Origin of the sequence: Streptomyces sp. NBC_01446, assembly GCF_026340095.1 — a bacterium.
GTDB lineage: Bacteria > Actinomycetota > Actinomycetes > Streptomycetales > Streptomycetaceae > Streptomyces > Streptomyces aureus.
Map to the genome: position 1 here is coordinate 102,578 of NZ_JAPEPO010000003.1, position 15,899 is coordinate 118,476.

Annotated in this window: 14 protein-coding genes and 6 pseudogenes; 12 read left to right on the forward strand and 8 right to left on the reverse strand. The window is 68.1% G+C overall.

Features of this window, described 5'->3' with window-relative positions:
* The first annotated feature begins 224 nt into the window (after positions 1–224).
* From OG456_RS44570 to OG456_RS44590, 5 genes are all read left to right on the forward strand, one after another.
* A complete protein-coding gene (locus tag OG456_RS44570) occupies positions 225–1,238 on the forward strand; it encodes a LacI family DNA-binding transcriptional regulator (protein ID WP_266570868.1) in 1,014 nt (337 codons plus the stop codon).
* Between the two features lie 77 nt (positions 1,239–1,315).
* Positions 1,316–2,563, forward strand: coding sequence for an extracellular solute-binding protein (locus OG456_RS44575; RefSeq protein WP_266570869.1), 1,248 nt, complete (start codon positions 1,316–1,318; stop codon positions 2,561–2,563).
* A gap of 10 nt (positions 2,564–2,573) precedes the next feature.
* Complete coding sequence (locus OG456_RS44580) at positions 2,574–3,557, forward strand: carbohydrate ABC transporter permease (protein WP_266570870.1); 984 nt, start codon at positions 2,574–2,576, stop codon at positions 3,555–3,557.
* A gap of 68 nt (positions 3,558–3,625) precedes the next feature.
* Positions 3,626–4,387, forward strand: a complete 762-nt coding sequence (locus OG456_RS44585) for a carbohydrate ABC transporter permease (RefSeq protein WP_266571750.1) — start codon at positions 3,626–3,628, stop codon at positions 4,385–4,387.
* A gap of 65 nt (positions 4,388–4,452) precedes the next feature.
* Positions 4,453–6,186, forward strand: coding sequence for an amylo-alpha-1,6-glucosidase (locus tag OG456_RS44590; RefSeq protein WP_266570871.1), 1,734 nt, complete (start codon positions 4,453–4,455; stop codon positions 6,184–6,186).
* Positions 6,187–6,189: 3 nt separating this feature from the next.
* Here OG456_RS44590 and OG456_RS44595 read toward each other — a convergent pair.
* Positions 6,190–6,306: pseudogene (locus tag OG456_RS44595) on the reverse strand (two-component sensor histidine kinase); the annotation flags it as partial.
* A gap of 64 nt (positions 6,307–6,370) precedes the next feature.
* Here OG456_RS44595 and OG456_RS44600 point away from each other — a divergent pair.
* Positions 6,371–6,979: a class I SAM-dependent methyltransferase gene (locus OG456_RS44600; RefSeq protein WP_266570872.1), complete on the forward strand. Its 609-nt coding sequence runs from the start codon at positions 6,371–6,373 to the stop codon at positions 6,977–6,979.
* 132 nt (positions 6,980–7,111) lie between these two features.
* Here the strand turns inward: OG456_RS44600 and OG456_RS44605 are convergent, their stop codons facing one another.
* The gene (locus tag OG456_RS44605; RefSeq protein ID WP_266571815.1) at positions 7,112–7,249 is read right to left on the reverse strand and encodes a hypothetical protein; all 138 of its coding nucleotides are present in this window, start codon (positions 7,247–7,249) and stop codon (positions 7,112–7,114) included.
* Positions 7,250–7,252: 3 nt separating this feature from the next.
* Here OG456_RS44605 and OG456_RS44610 point away from each other — a divergent pair.
* Positions 7,253–7,503 (forward strand): annotated as a pseudogene (locus OG456_RS44610) (IMP dehydrogenase); the annotation flags it as partial.
* A gap of 59 nt (positions 7,504–7,562) precedes the next feature.
* On the opposite strand, the gene OG456_RS44615 reads toward OG456_RS44610, so the two are convergent.
* A complete protein-coding gene (locus tag OG456_RS44615) occupies positions 7,563–8,195 on the reverse strand; it encodes a DUF2461 family protein (protein WP_266570873.1) in 633 nt (210 codons plus the stop codon).
* A gap of 485 nt (positions 8,196–8,680) precedes the next feature.
* Between OG456_RS44615 and OG456_RS44620 the strand changes: the two genes are divergently transcribed.
* Entirely contained in the window at positions 8,681–9,247 is a 567-nt protein-coding gene (locus OG456_RS44620; RefSeq protein WP_266570874.1) for a dihydrofolate reductase family protein, read from the forward strand.
* A 104-nt stretch (positions 9,248–9,351) separates the two neighbouring features.
* On the opposite strand, the pseudogene OG456_RS44625 reads toward OG456_RS44620, so the two are convergent.
* Together OG456_RS44625 and OG456_RS44630 are read right to left on the reverse strand one after the other, a co-directional pair.
* Positions 9,352–9,603, reverse strand: a pseudogene (locus tag OG456_RS44625) (transcriptional regulator); the annotation flags it as partial.
* Between the two features lie 12 nt (positions 9,604–9,615).
* Positions 9,616–9,987 (reverse strand): hypothetical protein, encoded by a 372-nt coding sequence (locus tag OG456_RS44630; protein WP_266570875.1) that lies wholly within the window; start codon positions 9,985–9,987, stop codon positions 9,616–9,618.
* Between the two features lie 261 nt (positions 9,988–10,248).
* Here OG456_RS44630 and OG456_RS44635 point away from each other — a divergent pair, with 261 nt between their 5' ends.
* Positions 10,249–10,944: a TetR/AcrR family transcriptional regulator gene (locus OG456_RS44635; protein ID WP_266570876.1), complete on the forward strand. Its 696-nt coding sequence runs from the start codon at positions 10,249–10,251 to the stop codon at positions 10,942–10,944.
* A 617-nt stretch (positions 10,945–11,561) separates the two neighbouring features.
* Here the strand turns inward: OG456_RS44635 and OG456_RS44640 are convergent.
* Positions 11,562–12,008 (reverse strand): annotated as a pseudogene (locus tag OG456_RS44640) (transposase); the annotation flags it as partial.
* A 104-nt stretch (positions 12,009–12,112) separates the two neighbouring features.
* Positions 12,113–12,541, reverse strand: a complete 429-nt coding sequence (gene tnpA / locus OG456_RS44645; protein WP_266569878.1) for an IS200/IS605 family transposase — start codon at positions 12,539–12,541, stop codon at positions 12,113–12,115.
* Between the two features lie 23 nt (positions 12,542–12,564).
* On the opposite strand from tnpA, the gene OG456_RS44650 reads away from it, so the two are divergent.
* On the forward strand, positions 12,565–13,722 hold the full coding sequence (locus OG456_RS44650; protein WP_266569877.1) for a transposase: 1,158 nt from the start codon (positions 12,565–12,567) through the stop codon (positions 13,720–13,722).
* Positions 13,723–13,806: 84 nt separating this feature from the next.
* Here OG456_RS44650 and OG456_RS44655 read toward each other — a convergent pair.
* Positions 13,807–14,076 (reverse strand): annotated as a pseudogene (locus OG456_RS44655) (IS6 family transposase); the annotation flags it as partial.
* A 229-nt stretch (positions 14,077–14,305) separates the two neighbouring features.
* Here OG456_RS44655 and OG456_RS44660 point away from each other — a divergent pair.
* Complete coding sequence (locus tag OG456_RS44660) at positions 14,306–14,944, forward strand: HD domain-containing protein (RefSeq protein WP_266570878.1); 639 nt, start codon at positions 14,306–14,308, stop codon at positions 14,942–14,944.
* A gap of 111 nt (positions 14,945–15,055) precedes the next feature.
* A pseudogene (locus tag OG456_RS50965) lies at positions 15,056–15,517 on the forward strand (MFS transporter); the annotation flags it as partial.
* Positions 15,518–15,899 lie beyond the last annotated feature (382 nt).

The following is a 15,899-nucleotide window of genomic DNA, read 5'->3' on the forward strand; positions in this document are numbered from 1 at the left end:
GCCAGTACGGGTGCCGGAAGGATCAGTTCGTCGAACCGGTTCGGCAAGCTAGCACCGGGCGAAGACGCCTTCAATCCCTCGCACAGAACGAACTTTCCGCCATTTTAGGCGAGTTGGTAGGTCATGCAGGGGGTCTTGACAGGCGTACAGTCCCTCCCTACGTTCACTCCACGCGAACCGGTTCGACGAGTGGCCGGTGTCCCCTCGTCCCGTGAGGAGTTGCCGTGAACATCGGTGAGATAGCCCGGCTGGCCGGTGTCTCGCGCAGCACCGTGTCGTACGCGCTGAGCGGCAAGCGCCCGGTGTCGGAGGAGACGCGCCGCAAGATCCAGCGTGTCGTCGACGAGCTCGGCTACCGGCCGAGCGCCAGTGCGCGGGCTCTCGCCAACGGGCGTACCAGCACGATCGGTCTCGTCTTCCCGCCCGCCGGGAACCACTACACCGGCATGCAGCTGGACTTCATCGGCAGCGTGGTGGAGGCCGCCGCGGCCTGCGACTACGACGTGCTGCTGTCCCCGAGCGGCGCGGACAGCGACCGTTCCTTCCAGCGGCTGCTCGGGGAGCGGCGGGTCGACGGCGCGATCCTGATGGAGATCCGGCTCGAGGACGACCGGGTGGACCACCTGGCCTCGGTGGGTTTCCCGGCGGTCGCCATCGGCCGGACCGCGCACAACAACGACGGCTGGTGGGTGGGCCTGGATCACACGGCGCTGGCGGAGGCGTGCGTGCACCACCTCGCTGACCTCGGCCACCGCCGCATCGCCTTCGTCAACAGGCCCGAGCAGCTGCTGCGTTCGGGATACGAGTCGGCGCACCACGGCCTGGAGGGCTTCACCAAGGCCGCCGCGGAGCGCGGGCTCACGGTCCGCGCGTACTGCTGCGGGGACGACGCCGCGTCGGGGCAGAGCTGCGTCGAGCGCATCTTGCACGACGACCCGGCGACCACGGCCCTGGTCACACTGAACGAGGCGGCGCTGGGCGGCCTGTACCGCGGGCTCGCCCGGGCGGGCCGCCACGTGCCGCGCGACTTCTCCGTCACCGGCGTCGTCGCCAGCCGCTGGGCGGAGACCGTGACACCGCAGCTCACCGCCGCCGACGTACCGGCCGCCGAGATGGGCCGGCTCGCCGTCGATCTGTTGATGGAGCGGCTCGACCAGCCCGACGCACCGGCCCGGCACCATCTGCTCACGCCGCCGATCTCGCTGCGGGCCAGCACCGGGCCCGCCACCTCCGACTGACCTACCCATCCCCTCCGCCCGGCCCCGTTTCGCCGTGCTCACGGCACCCGCATGCCCAAAACCAAAGGACCCCTGCCATGAACAGCTCCTCCGGACAACGCCGCCTGGTCGTCGCGGCCCTGACCGCCCTGGCCGTCACGGCCGGCGCGACCGCCTGTTCCTCCGGTTCGGGCAGCGCCGGTTCCAAGGACGCCGACAGCGGCACGTACACCGTCTGGGATCCCTATCCGCAGTTCGCCAAGAGCTCGGCCTGGGTGAAGCTCCTCGACCAGTGCGGCGCCAAGGCCGGCGTGAAGGTCAAGCGGACCGGGTTCGACACCAGCGACCTGGCCAACAAGACGCTGCTGGCCGCGCAGCAGGGCAACGCGCCGGACGTCCTCGTCGTCGACAACCCGGTGGTCTCCACCCTCGCCGACGGGGGCGTCCTCACCTCGACCGCCGACACCAAGCTGGACACCTCGAAGGTCGACGCCAACCTGCTCGCCGCCGGGCAGTCGGGCGGCAAGACGTACGGCACACCCATCGGCGCCAACACCATTGCCCTCTACTACAACAAGAAGGTCCTTCAGCAGGCCGGAGTGGACATCGCCTCGGTCAAGGACTGGCCGTCACTGACGGCCGCCCTCGCGAAGGTAAAGAAGGCCGGCAAGAAGGGCATCACGTTCTCGGCGATCGGCACGGAGGAGGGCAGCTTCCAGTTCCTGCCGTGGTTCTGGGGCGCGGGCGCGAAGCTGACCCAACTCGACTCCTCCCAGGCCGAGTCGGCGCTCTCCTTGTGGAAGGACTGGCTGAAGGACGGCTACGCCCCGAACTCCGTACTGAACAACACGCAGACCACCAGCTGGCAGGAGTTCGCGAGCGGCGACTACGCCTTCGGCGAAAACGGCACCTGGCAGCTCGCGAACGCCAAGAAGGCCGGCCTCGACTACGGCGTGCTGCCGATCCCCGCCGCCATGGGCGGCGCCGCCGCGGCACCGACCGGCGGCGAGTTCGTGACCATCCCCGTCCAGCAGGACACCGATCGCTACGCCACCTCGAAGAAGCTGGCGGCCTGCCTGACCAGCACCACCAACATCTACGCCACCGACACCACCCTGTCCTACGTGGCGCCGACGAGCGAGGTCCAGGACAAACAGGTCGCTGACAACGCCGAGTTGAAGCCGTGGGTCGCCGCGGTCAAGGCGGCCAAGGGCCGCACCAGTGACGACCTGGGAACCAAGTACCCCAAGATCTCCGAGCAGTTGTGGAAGGCTGTGCAGTCCGCTCTCAGCGGGTCCAAGTCGCCGAAGGACGCGTTGAGTTCGGCGCAGGGCTCGGTCAAGTGACATGACACCGATGAACCAGACCACACATCCGCCGGACCTCCCCCGGCCCACGCCCGTCCCCGCCGAGCCGGCCCCCACTCCCCCGCCCGGAGCCAAGAAGCGACGACGGCCCGCCTCCACCCAGTGGGCCGCCTGGGCGTTCCTCGCCCCGGTGACCGTCTACCTCGTCCTCTTCTACGCGTATCCGCTCTACCGCAACCTCGACCTGAGCCTGCGCAACTACACCGTCCGCTCCTTCGTCCAGGGCAACGCACCGTTCACGGGCCTGAAGAACTACCGCACCGTCCTCGACGACCCGACCTTCGCCCCGGCCCTGCTCCACACCGCCGTCTTCACCTTCGTGTGCCTGGCCTTCCAGTACGCGATCGGGCTGGCCCTCGCGGTCTTCTTCAACCAGCACTTCCGGCTCGCCGCGACCCTGCGGGCCCTGTTCCTCGTACCGTGGCTGCTGCCGTTGATCGTGTCGGCGTCGACGTGGTCGTGGATGCTCAACAGCGACTCGGGGATCGTGAACGCCGCCCTGCACGCCGTCGGTGTCGACCCGGTCAACTGGCTCACGTCGCCGTCCTGGTCGCTGACTTCGGTGATCATCGCGAACATCTGGATCGGTGTCCCGTTCAACCTGGTCGTGCTCTACAGCGGCCTGCAGTCCATCCCTTCCGGCCTGTACGAGGCCGCCGCGCTCGACGGGGCGAACGCCTGGCAGCGGTTCTGGCGCATCACGTTCCCGCTTCTTCGCCCGGTGTCCGCGATCACGCTGCTGCTGGGCCTGATCTACACGCTCAAGGTCCTCGACATCATCTGGATCATGACCAAGGGCGGCCCGGCGGACGCGTCCACCACCTTCGCCACCTGGTCCTACCAACTCGGCTTCGGCAACATGCTGCCCGCCTTCGGGCCGGGAGCCGCCGTCGGCAACCTGCTCGTGGTCGCGGCCCTGGTCTTCGGCCTGGTCTACATCCGGGTCCAGCGGCGACAGGAGGCGTTGTCGTGAGCCGAACTCATGCGCGTACAAAGACCACTTGGTTCAAGACCACGATCGGCGTCGTCCTGACCGCCGTCATGCTCTTCCCCGTCTACTGGATGCTGAACGTGTCCCTCACCCGGGACACGGACATGCGCAAGAGCCCGCCCGACCTGCTCCCGCTGCACGGCACCCTGACCGGCTACCGCACCGTCCTGGACGATCAACTACCGTACCTGGAAACGAGTTTGGTCATCGGCCTGGGGACCGTCGCCCTGACCGTAGCGCTGGCCGCGCCCGCCGGGTACGCGCTGGCCAAGCTGCGCCCGCGCGGCGGCCGCGTCCTGAGCTTCGTGCTGCTGGCCGCCCAAATGATCCCCGGCATCATCATGGCGATGGGCTTCTACGCCATCTACCTCCAGCTCGGGCTGCTCAGGACCGTGCCGGGGCTGATCGTCGCCGACTCCACCCTGGCCGTTCCCTTCGCGGTGCTCATCTTCACCGCGTTCATGTCCGGCATCCCCGGCGAACTCCTCCAGGCCGCGCGGACCGACGGCGCGGGCCCGCTGCGCACGTTCTGGTCGATCGTCATGCCGATGAGCCGCAACGCCGTGGTCACCGTGTCGCTCTTCGCGTTCCTGTGGTCCTGGTCCGACTTCGTGTTCGCCAGCACCCTTTCCAACGGCGGCGCCCACGAGCCGATCACGCTCGGCATCTACCACTACATCGGCAACAACAACCAGCAGTGGAACGCCATCATGGCCACCGCCGTCCTGGCCTCGCTGCCCGCGGCCGTCATCCTCGTCCTCGCTCAGCGCTACGTCGCCGCCGGTGTCACCGCCGGCGCGGTCAAGGACTGATCTCCCCTTCGCCATGGCCCCTCGTCGCCGTGGTCACCCCCTGCCCGAGAAACGAGTGACACCACATGACCGCCGCCCGTCCCGGCCCGGCCTTCTCCGTCCACGACATCCCGTTCAGCACGTACGGGTCCTGGTTCGACCTCTCCCCCGTGGTGGCGGAGAAGACCCACGCCGACGACCTCCACCTCGTCTCGCACCAGAACGGCATGCACGCCGTCCTGCGCCTGATGCCTCTCGACCCCGCGACGGGCGACCGGGCGGCGACCCGCGTGGAGGCGACCCCGGGCCTGCTGAGCTGGCTCGGCGCCGCAGGCCGCGTCGACCTCGCCTACCAGTCTCCGGACACCGTGCGGCTGCGCGGCGAGGGGCTGAGTCTTCACCTCGCGGCGGCAGCAGGGACGTTGACCCCGTTCAACGGAACCTACTTCTTCCACGACGCCGCTGCCGACGCGCACGTCTTCACGTCGTACGAGACCGGGCGCCGCTACCGCGTCACCGTGCTGTCCGGCACGGTCGCCGCCTTCGGCAGCCAGAGCCTGGGCGCCGCCGAGCGCGGACTGACCATCGGCTCCGTGGGGGACGGGCCCTGGGAGATCGCGGTCGAGGAGATCGACACGGCCCGCCCTCGGTACGTGGCGTCGGCCGCCTTCACCAAGATCGTCGAGGCGGCGCAGAACGCCTTCACGGACTTCGCCGACACGGTGGCTCCGTGGCGCTCGGCCGCCACGCCCGCGGCCGAACTCGCCGCCTACGTCCTGTGGTCCGCGACCGTACGCCCCGCCTCTCTGGTCACCCGGCCCGCCGTGCTGATGTCCAAGCACTGGATGGACAAGGTCTGGAGCTGGGACCACTGCTTCAACGCCCTTGCCCTGGCGCCCGGTTGCCCCGAACTGGCCTGGGACCAGTACCACCTGCCCTTCGACCACCAGGACGAGACGGGGGCGCTGCCCGACTCGGTCACGCACTCCGAAGTCCTGCGCAACTTCGTCAAGCCGCCCATTCACGGGTGGACGCTCGGGCACCTTCGACGCCGCCTGACCATGCCCCTCGGGCAGGACGAACTGGCCGCCACGTACGATCGGTTGGAGCGCTGGACGAACTTCTGGCTCACTGCCCGCCGCGCACCCGGCGCCGCACTCCCCCACTACCAGCACGGCAACGACAGCGGCTGGGACAACGCCACCGCCTTCGACCCGGAACGCGTCGTCGTCACCGCCGACCTGGCCGCTTTCCTCGCCCTGCAGATGCGTGAACTGGCCTCCCTCGCCCAGGACTTGGGCCGTTCGGACGGCGCCGAGCGCTGGGCGAGCGCCGCCGAGGAGATCCAGACGGCGATGCTCGACCAGCTGTGGCGCGAAGACCGCTTCGTCACCCAGGGCGTCGACAGCGGCGAGACCTGGTCCAGCGCCAGCCTCCTCGACCTGATGCCCATCGTGGTCGGCGAACACCTCCCGGCCCGGATCAGCAACGTACTGGCCGCCCGCATCGAGGCCCATCTCACCCCGCACGGCCTGGCCACCGAACGCCCCTCCTCGCCGCACTACCTGTCCGACGGCTACTGGCGCGGGCCCATCTGGGCCCCCGCCACGGTCCTCGTCGAGGACGGGCTGCGCCGCGCCGGGCACCTCCGGCTCGCGGACGACATCAGCGCCCGCTTCCGCACCCTGTGCGAGACCCACGGCTTCGCGGAGAACTTTGACGCCCTCACCGGGACCGGGCTGCGCGACCGCGCGTACACCTGGACCGCCGCCGCCTATCTCCTGCTCGCCGCAGCACACGTACACAGGGAATCCCACTGAACAGTCGGGCCGGGACGGAGCCCGCAGTGCGACCTTGTATCCGCCCTCCGGTGTGGGCGCGGCGGTGAAGGTGCCGTGGAGCAGCTCGGCGGGCTCGCGCAGGCCGATCAGGCCCTGGCGGGTGCAAGTCGCGTTCCACCCCGGGGTCGATCCATGCAGGGCCTGCTTCTGCTGACATGGGCTCGTGACTTCTTTCTTGCCTCGCATCTGGCCCAGCTTCGACGGTAAGCCAATTCCTTCAAGGGGAACGGCCGAGGTGTTCCGCATCTTTGCCCGCGAGCTGGCTGTTGGCCGGCGTTCCTGGGTTGGCGAGACGTCCCACTTCATCGCCGACCAGTTCGATCAGACGGCTGCCGAGTGGGACACCACCTTGGCAACGGGTCGAGACGAACCGGTGCGTGATGCTCTGGAGCGTGGCGGGCCCTTCCCTGATGGCGTGTGCCTGGAACTCGGATCAGGGACAGGTCTGTTCACCGAGCTACTCCGCAGTGAGTTCCCCCGCGTGATCAGTGTCGACCTCTCCGAACAGATGCTCCGCCAAGCTGTCGGCCGCTCACCAGCTCGTGTCCGCGCCGATGCCGCCGCGCTCCCCTTGACCAATGCCCAAGTGTCAGCCGTCGCCGCGATCGACATGCTGCTGTTTCCTGCCGAGATCGTTCGCGTGTTGGCTCCGGACGGCGTGCTGTTGTGGATCAACCAACTCGGTGAGGCCGGCCCCCTGCACCTGCCTGCGACAGACGTCGCCGATGCCTTGCCGGGCGATTGGCAGGCTGTCGAAGCCAATGCGGGATGAGGCAGCTGGGCAGTGCTGCGCCGATCCCGCTGACGCTGTCTCTCGCGCGCCCCCACCTCCTCCTCAACCCCACCACTCACCCAGCTCCCATCCCGTCCGCCGTCGACCCACACACCGTGGAGCGGGCGTGGTTCATGGCGTCCAGGTGGAGCGCGCCACCGTACGAACGAACTGGACGCCATGAACCACGCCCGCTCGGCTCTCCAACGTGATCACCAGGTGGTCCTCTTTGCGGAACAGGTAGACCGTCACATTGTCGGTGGTGGGCACTGGGACGGCGGTGCGGTCGGCTGTGTGGGGGTGCCGGACGACGGGAAACGCGGGGGCCGTTCTGCCGCCGGATGTTCGACCGCAACATCGCGCCGCGCGGGGCATCGCCCCGGTCCGCGCCTGCATTCTCAAACTCCTGCCGGATGTGCTCTCTGGGGCCCGTCTTCGACCGTGCCGTCCCCCTGGCCGAGGTGCCGGACGAATATCGGGCGATGGACGACCGGTCGGCGCTGAAGGTGCGCATCACCTTCTGAGCGCGGGGGGCCGGCGGCACGGGTGTGGTTCTCCCGTTCCCCGCGGCGGCCTCGTGATGTCAGGCGGCGCCCTTCACATGGCGGACCAGCCACATCAGCAGGGCGTCCAGGTCGGCGGCGGCCGAGAGGACCCGGTCAACCGCCTCGCAGGTGTGCAGCCACTCCTCGCAGCCGAGAGGACGGGCGGCGATCACCGAACGGTGGCGCAGCAGCTTCGTACGGGAGTGGTCCGTCGGATAGCCGCGCGGTGGGCGTTTCATCACGTCCCCGGAGATGTCGTAGCCCTTCTTCCGCACGTCCTCGACGATGGCGGACAGTTCGCGGCCGCTCCCCTCGGAGGCCACGGCTTTGCGGAACATGTCCACCTGGCCGGGATCGGGGTACCACCAGGCGCCCTGGATCCGCAGGCCGTCCAGGTCGAACCGGAGACCGATCTCGATCTTGCGGCCGAGCCGGATCACCGCGCCCTGGTGCTGCCACCACCAGGAGTCGGTGCGATAGTGCCAGACGGAGAAGTCCTCGTACTTGGGGTCGGTGTCCGCGACCTCGTTGAGCAGGGCGATCATCGGCTGCCGGATCAGGCGTTCGCGGTCCGCGCGGTAGCGCTCGCGGGTCGCGTGGGTGGGTTCGCCCTGGAGCTGCCACAACACGTCCATGGCCTGCTCCGGCCAGCCGGTGAACTGTCCGCGCATGCGCGGAGGATAGCTCACCCATGATCCGCGCGCGGAGAGTGAGACGGGCAGGGAGGCGTAACCCCAGACAAGGTGGGAGGTGCTGCGGCGGGGCTCTTGCCGGCCAGTTCGATGTGCCGTGCGCGGTGGGCGAGTTCGTCGAGAAGCACGGAGAGTGCAGTCGATATGAAGCGGGCGGTGAGATTGTGCAGCCGAACTTGAGATCCCACAGTGCTTGTAGGGTCTCGCCGCTCGTGACATGTCGATTTTGCGTGACCTGGGCGTTCTTGGCAGTCTCACGGCCTTGTCACCCATGACCAGTCTCAAATCCGTGGCATTTCCTCGCGAGGGCGAGGTCGAGATCAGGCGGCTTGCCCGAGTCGGCCGAGTACACCACGCTGAGCCCCGAGCACGAGGACTACCGGCGAGCCCAGATCGCGCACCGATGAGTTTCCCGCGCCGCCGCTGGTCTATACGCCGGACACCCACGGACGGAAGGCTGGGCCATGCGGAAACTGATCTACGGCATGAACCTGACCCTGGACGGCTACATCGCCGCGGCCGACGACGACATCGGCTGGAGCGGACCGCCGAGCGACGAGCTGTTCCAGTGGTGGCTCGACCACGAGCAGGCGAGTGGCCTGTCGCTGTATGGGCGCAAGCTGTGGCAGACGATGAGCTCCTACTGGCCGACCGGCGACCAGCAGCCGGGCGCCACCCCGGCGGAGATCGAGTTCGCGCGGAACTGGCGGGACACGCCGAAGGTGGTGTTCTCCTCCACGATCGACAAGGTCGACTGGAACACCCGCCTGGTCACCGGCGACGCGATCGCCGAGATCACCCGGCTCAAGGCCGAGGACGGCGGCCCAATGGACATCGGCGGCGCAACGCTCGCCGGGGCGGCCATGCGCGCCGGGCTGATCGACGAGTACGCGATCGCCACCCATCCGGTCCTGGTGGGCGGCGGCACGCCGTTCTTCACCGCGCTGGACAGCTGGGTGAACCTGAACCTGGTCGAGACGCGGACGTTTCCCGGCGGCGTGGTCCTGACCAGGTACGAGACGAGGCGCTGAGCAGCAGCACCCCACGCGCTAGTCTCACGGCGATGTCGTATACGACATCGGTACGACACGACCCGTGGGGTTACGACATCAGCCGCGAGCCCCTACAGCAGCCGTCAGGCAGCGAAGCCGATGTTCATGACGTACTCGTAGGCGCCGTAGTCGGAGCCGAGGTCGACGGTGATGCCGTCGAACCATGCCTCGTCCATGGCCTCGTCGTCATCGGCCGCCCACGCCTGCACCACCCGGTCCCAGTGCCGCACGTTGAGGGTGCGGAAGGAGACGTCGCGCTGCAGCGGTCGGGGGACCTGGGACTGGTTGAGGGGATGGAACTCGACGCGGGTGCCCCGGCCCTGCCGGGTGGGGCGGCTCGGGCCGCGTCAGCTGTGGTTCAGGGACCAGACGACCTGGTCCTCGTACCAGCGGGCGGCGCTGACACCGCGCCACGAGGCCGCTGCGTCGACCTGATCCTCGTACCAGCGGGCGGCGCTGACACCGCGCCACGAGGCCGCTTCGCCCTCGTGGTCCGCAGCCCGTACGTCGCGCACAGCGTCCTGCCCACGGTGGTCGTCATCCGTGTGGTGGCCGGCTTGCTCGCTGCCGGTCGCGGAGGTGACGGACACGTAGTGCGTGTGCTGCGCGGGCACCGAAGCCGTGGCTGCCGACGCCGAGCCGCCGGCTCCGAGAAGGACTCCGCCGGCCAGTGCCGTGGAGGCGAGTGCGATCGAGACGCGCTTGGTCATGCTGTTCATGGTCATTTCCCTTGCGAGACTGCCGCGGTTTCGCCGAACTGGCGGCCGCCGCTCTATGTGAACCGAGATCCGGAAATCCCGGGTCAGTCGGCTTGCCGCAAGGTCATCCGGAGGGGTGCCTCACATTTGGCTCTGCCACCGTACCCGAGGGGGGCCTCATGTTTGCGGTGAGGCTCATCACAGCACGTCGGAGGGGCGATATTGCGATCGGAAACATGACAACAACCGAATTCGAGGGGGGCCTCATGTTACGCTCGAGCCATGAGCCACCACCACGCCCCGTCCGCGAGGGAGACGCCGGCGAAACCCCTGCGCCGTGACGCACAGCGCAACAGGGACGCGATCGTGGCCGCCGCCCGCACGGCCTTCTCCGAGCAGGGCCTCGGGGCGTCCCTGGAGGGCGTCGCCCGCGAGGCCGGCGTCGCGATCGGCACGCTCTACCGCCACTTCCCCACCCGGCTCGACCTGGTCGAAACACTCTTCAACGCGAAGTACGCGGAACTGCTCACCGCCGCGGAAGAAGCCGCGGCCATGGATGATGCCTGGGAGGGGTTCTGCCGCTACCTGGAGAAGCTCTGCAAGCTGCAGGCCTGCGACCGCGCCTTCAACGACCTGGTCTCGGCACGGCTGCCCCTTCACGTGGCCGGCCGCGAGATGTACGAACGCACCAAGGAACTCTGTGTCCAGATCATGCGCAACGCCCAGGAACAGGGCGTCCTGCGCGGCGACGTCACCGCGCAGGACATCGCCTTCGTGATCTGGTCCCAGGCCGGGATCATCCAGGCCACACGCACCATCGCCCCCCAGGCCTGGCGCCGCCACCTCCACCTGATGCTCGACGCCTTCCGCACCGAGGGCGCCCACGAACTGCCCGATCCTCCTCTGACCAGCCAGCAGGTCGACCAGACCCTCGTCACTCTCGAGTGCACCGAAGAGGGCTGCCGCGAGCAGTCCTGACCACACGAGAGCCGAGGCCGCCGATAACACCTGCGCGTCACACCGGACCGGTACCTCGGCCGACCGGCCGGGAAGACCCCGGACAGCACTCCGGGCGGCCAGGCGCACGACTGGTGAAACAGCTGCTGGTCGGTGAAGTGGCTCTGTCGGTGAGAAGTCGTGGACAAAGCCAGGCTGAGCATCAGTCACAGGCCCGGGGCTCGCACAAGGTCAAGGGGCCTCAATGAATGGGAGGCCCACAGCGGCCAGCCTCGTCTGCATGTTGATGTCCCGGGTAGCCACGTACAGGGATGATGATGAACCCGCGCCCCCGGGTGCGTGGTCGCGCCTCTGATCGCGCACCTGGTCCTGCTTCAAGTCGTGCTCCTGGTCGCTCCCGGCGGCGGCGCGCGTCGTCGAGCTTGGCTTCATCCACGAGAACGGGTTCTGGCTCAACTTCGAACATGCGGGTGACAGAGTCCAGGATCTTGGCATCGGCCGCGGCTGGACCATCCGTGTTGAGGTTCACGTAGGCCAAAAAGCGGAGTCCAGGCGGAGGGTGATCGGGCATTGTCACGTTGTTGGGTGCGTGACTGTCTGATGGTGCGTCGGGGCGTGGTGGGCCCGCGGGCTTGTGTTCAGGCCGTGGTGGGCCGGCTGGCAGCACCGGTGATCTGGTCCCAGATGGCGAAGCGGAGGGTCATCTCGGCTCGGTAGTCGGAGGCTGTCATCAGGTGCCGGTGGGGCCGGAAGTGGGGTGAGATGCCGCTCAACGCGGACAGCAAACGCTGGGCTGCGCCCGCGCTACGGAAGCCCTTCATCGCGCGTTCACGCTGCCTGGTGGGCTGGTGGCTGTTCTCGGCCCGGTTGTTCAGTCCCTTGTGGGAGCAGTGCTCGACGGAGGGCATGGCCTCGCGGTGGGCCGGGCCGTATGAGCGGAGCTTGTCCGTGACGACCACCCGCGGCACCGACCGGGTCTTCTTCATCAGCCTGCGGAAGAAGCGTCGAGCGGCGGCTTTGTCCCGCCGGTTCTGGACGAGGATGTCGAGTACGTTGCCGTCCTGGTCGACGGCCCGCCGCAAATACTTCAGCTTGTTCTAGCGAGGAACCCTGGGCGTTCACGCCCAGGAGGAATCGCTTCTCTGGGCTGCTCTGACCCGCGCTGGTGCACGGGTCTGCGCTGTCTGCCTCAGTCGGGACGCTTCTGGTTCTCGATGTACTCCTTGATGATCGACAACGGAGCGCCCCCGCACGACGCGGCGAAGTAGGAGGGCGACCAGAAGTGCGCGCCCCATAGGTACCTGCGGATGTGGGCCGGGAACTCCTGGCGGAGTCGGCGCGCAGAGACTCCCTTGAGGGATCCGACCAGCCGGGACACGGCCACCTTCGGTGGGTAGCGCACGAGTAGGTGTACGTGATCGCGTTCGCCGTTGAACTCGACCAGTTCGGTTTCGAAGTCGGCGCAGACGGCGCGCATGACCTCTTCGCAGCGCGTGAGGATCTCGTCTGTGAAGGGTCCGCGCCTGTACTTGGGGGTGAAGACCAAGTGGGCGTGAAGGGTATGAACGACGCTTCGGCCCCTGCGGATGTTGGGGTTTGGTTCCCATCGAGGTGACATAGATCAATGCTACGATCCGTCTTGTGAAGATCGTGACGCAGGTGAAGCTGATACCGGAGGCCGACCAGGCCGCCGCGCTGTCGGCGACCCTGCGCACCGTTAACGAGGCCGCGTGCTGGGTGTCGCGGGTGGCGTTCAAGCGCGGCATTCCGCGTGAGTACGAGCTGCGCAAGCACACCTATGCGCAGCTCAAGGAACTCGGGCTCGGCGCTCAGGCGGCACAACACGTGATCAAGAAAACGCGTGACGCCTACACCACGTTGAAGGCGAACATCCGCGCCGGGAACCTCGGCAAGACCGGCAGTAAGCGCCGGATCAAGGCCGAGTCGAAGCCGATCACGTTCCGGCCGAACGCGGCTCAGCCGTACGACGACCGGTGCCTTTCGTGGCAGTACGACGCCCAGACCGTGAGCATCTGGACGACGGCCGGTCGGCTCAAAGGTGTGCGGTTCCTGTGCTCGGCCAAGTCGCTCAAGACACTCCGCGAGTTCCGCAAGGGCGAAGCCGACCTGATCGAACGTGACGGCGTGTTCTACCTGATCGCCACGTGCGAGGTACCCGAGCCCGACGTGTACGAGCCGGACGGTTTCGTCGGCGTAGATCTCGGCATCGCCAACATCGCCACCACGTCCACCGGCTACCAGGCCGCCGGGCGCGGCCTCAACCGGTACCGCAAGCGGCAGCTAACGCTGCGGGCCAAACTCCAGAAGAAGCGAACCAAGTCCGCCAAGCGCAGGCTCAAGGAACGCTCGCGCCGCGAGCAGCGGCACGCCAAGAACACCAACCACGTCATCGCGAAGACGATTGTGACCGAGGCTGAACGCACCTCGGCCGGTATCGCCCTGGAAGAACTCACAGGCATCCGGCAGAGGGTACGGCTCCGCAAGCCGCAACGGGTCACGCTCCATTCCTGGGCCTTCTCCCAGCTCGGAGACTTCATCGTCTACAAGGCCCGGCGCGCCGGTGTGCCGCTGGTGTACGTCGATCCCGCGTACACCTCGCAGATGTGCTGCGAGTGCGGCCACACCGACAAGCGCAACCGTGTCGGTCAAGGTCTCTTCATCTGCCGGAACTGCGGGATCGTTGCCCACGCAGACCGGAACGCTTCCCACAACATCGCCGCACGCGGCGCTGCTGTGTGGACTGCGGGGCGTGAGTCACGCGTCCCTGCCACCCCATAGCGGGTGTCTGGACGGAGGAGCCAACCCAGCAGCCAGCCGGGCACTACCTCCAAGCCCGGTCCTTTAGGGCCAGGTCAAGTTGACCTCCCCGTTGACCTTGATGAACACCTCGCCCAGGTGCCACTTGTCGCCGGGCCGGGGCCGGCGGCGGCGCAGTCCGTTCGCGTAGGCCTGGCCGAACTTGGCGCACCAGCGGCGGATGGTCGTCTCGTAGGAGACGATGACGCCTCGCTGGAGCATCAGCTCCTCGCCCTCGCGGAAGCTGAACGGGAAGCGGAAGTACAGCCACCCACAGTGGGAGATCACCTCGACCGGGTACCGGTGCCCCCTGTACGACGGCGACGTGCTCCCCACGGACGACCCCTCCCAGCGTGATCAACCAGAAGATCATCCCACCCGGTCAGTCGACGTGACAGCGCCTCGCTATCCGATGCGTGTCAGAGCTCGCAGCCCCATCCTGAAGTGGCTGGAATTTAAGTGGTTCACGGCCGGACCGATGCGGTACCGAAGTCCGCATGGCCGGCACTGTGGACAACGGACGCACAGTCCACTCGTAACAGATCGCATAGGAAAGAGCGGACGCATGACCGACATCATCGCAGGGGTGGAAATCCCCGAGACCTCGGCCGTGGCGGAGGCCACGAGCCACCTCCGGGAAACGATCACGCCCCTGCTCTTCCATCACTCCCGGCGTGTTTTTCTCTTCGCCTCCCTGCACGCGCGCGAGTTGGGCCTGCAGCCCGATCCCGAGCTGCTTTACATCTCCGCGATGTTCCACGACGCCGGCCTCCTGACCCCGTTCTCCGAGGAGGAACAGCGTTTCGAGCTCGACGGCGCCGACCACGCGCGCAAGTTCCTGCTCGACCGCGGGTTCCCCAAGAGCGCCGCCGAAGTGGTCTGGACGGCGATCGCACTGCACACGACGCCGGGGATTCCAGGCCGGATGGGCCCGGAGATCGCTGCCACCAACTACGGCGTTCTGACCGACGCGGTCGGCTGGGGCCTGGACGGACTCGAGGGCGACCAGGTGGACGAGATCATCGCCGCTCATCCGCGCGGAAACTTCAAGAAGGAATTCGTACAAACGTTCATCGAGGGGCTCAAGGACCGTCCGGACACCACGTACGGGACCATCAATGCGGACTACCTGGAACGCTCCGTTCCCGGCTTCCACCGCACGTCCGTGATTGAGCGCATCACCGATGCGCCCTGGTCGCAGTGAGCCGGCAGCAGTCACGAGCGTGCCGATGAAACCGCTCGGCCCCTCCGCGGACCTCGTCCTCTGGGACGACGCGCCGCCTTCACCGTTCTGACGGTCACCACCGTCGTGCCGATGGCGACTGCGAGTGCACCCTCGCCGATCTATCCCCTCTACCGGGAGCGCTGGGACTTCTCGGTCACCACGGTGACGGTCGTCTTCGCCGTGTACGTCGTGGGGCTGCTCGGTGCCCTCCTGACCCTCGGTGCCACGAGCGATCGCCTGGGACGCCGTCCGGTGCCGCTCGCCGCACTCCTGCCGGCAGCGGCCAGTACGGCGATCTTCTGGACGGCCGACGGTGTCCTGTCCCTGGTGATCGCACGGGCGGTGCAGGGCGTCGCCACCGGAACCGCCATCAGTGGGCTGGCGGCCGGGCTGGTCGACTTCTCCCCGGCGAGACACCCGCCACCGCCGCAGGCAGGGACCACGGTGACGGCGGTCGGCACGAGCGTGGGCCTGGCCGCCGGCGCCGCGGTGGTGGGGCTGCCGGTCCAGTCGGTCCCCCACCCCGACACCGACGTCTTCTCCGCCCTCACCCGGATCTTCCTGCTCCTCGCGGGGGCGATCTGGCTCATCCCCGAGACGGTGGCGTCGCCGGTCGGCGTCCCCGTCTCCCTCCGTCCCAGGGCGGGGGTCCCCCAAGGATTCCCGGCGCCGGTTTCTGGCCGCCGTACCCGCCCTCGTGGCGAGCTGGTCCGTCACCGGGCTGTTCCTCACGCTCACCCCCTCAGTGGTCACCGACGTCCTGCACGTCACGCAGGGAGCCGCGGGCGGACTCGACATCGCCGCGTTGTTCCTGGCCGGCGGCATGGGCGGCATGTGCTCCGCCCACCACACGGTGCGGCAGGCCACGCTGCTGGGCGCAGTCCTCCTGACCGTGGGATCGGCCCGGCCCTGCGGTGGCCATGGCCCTGCCGTC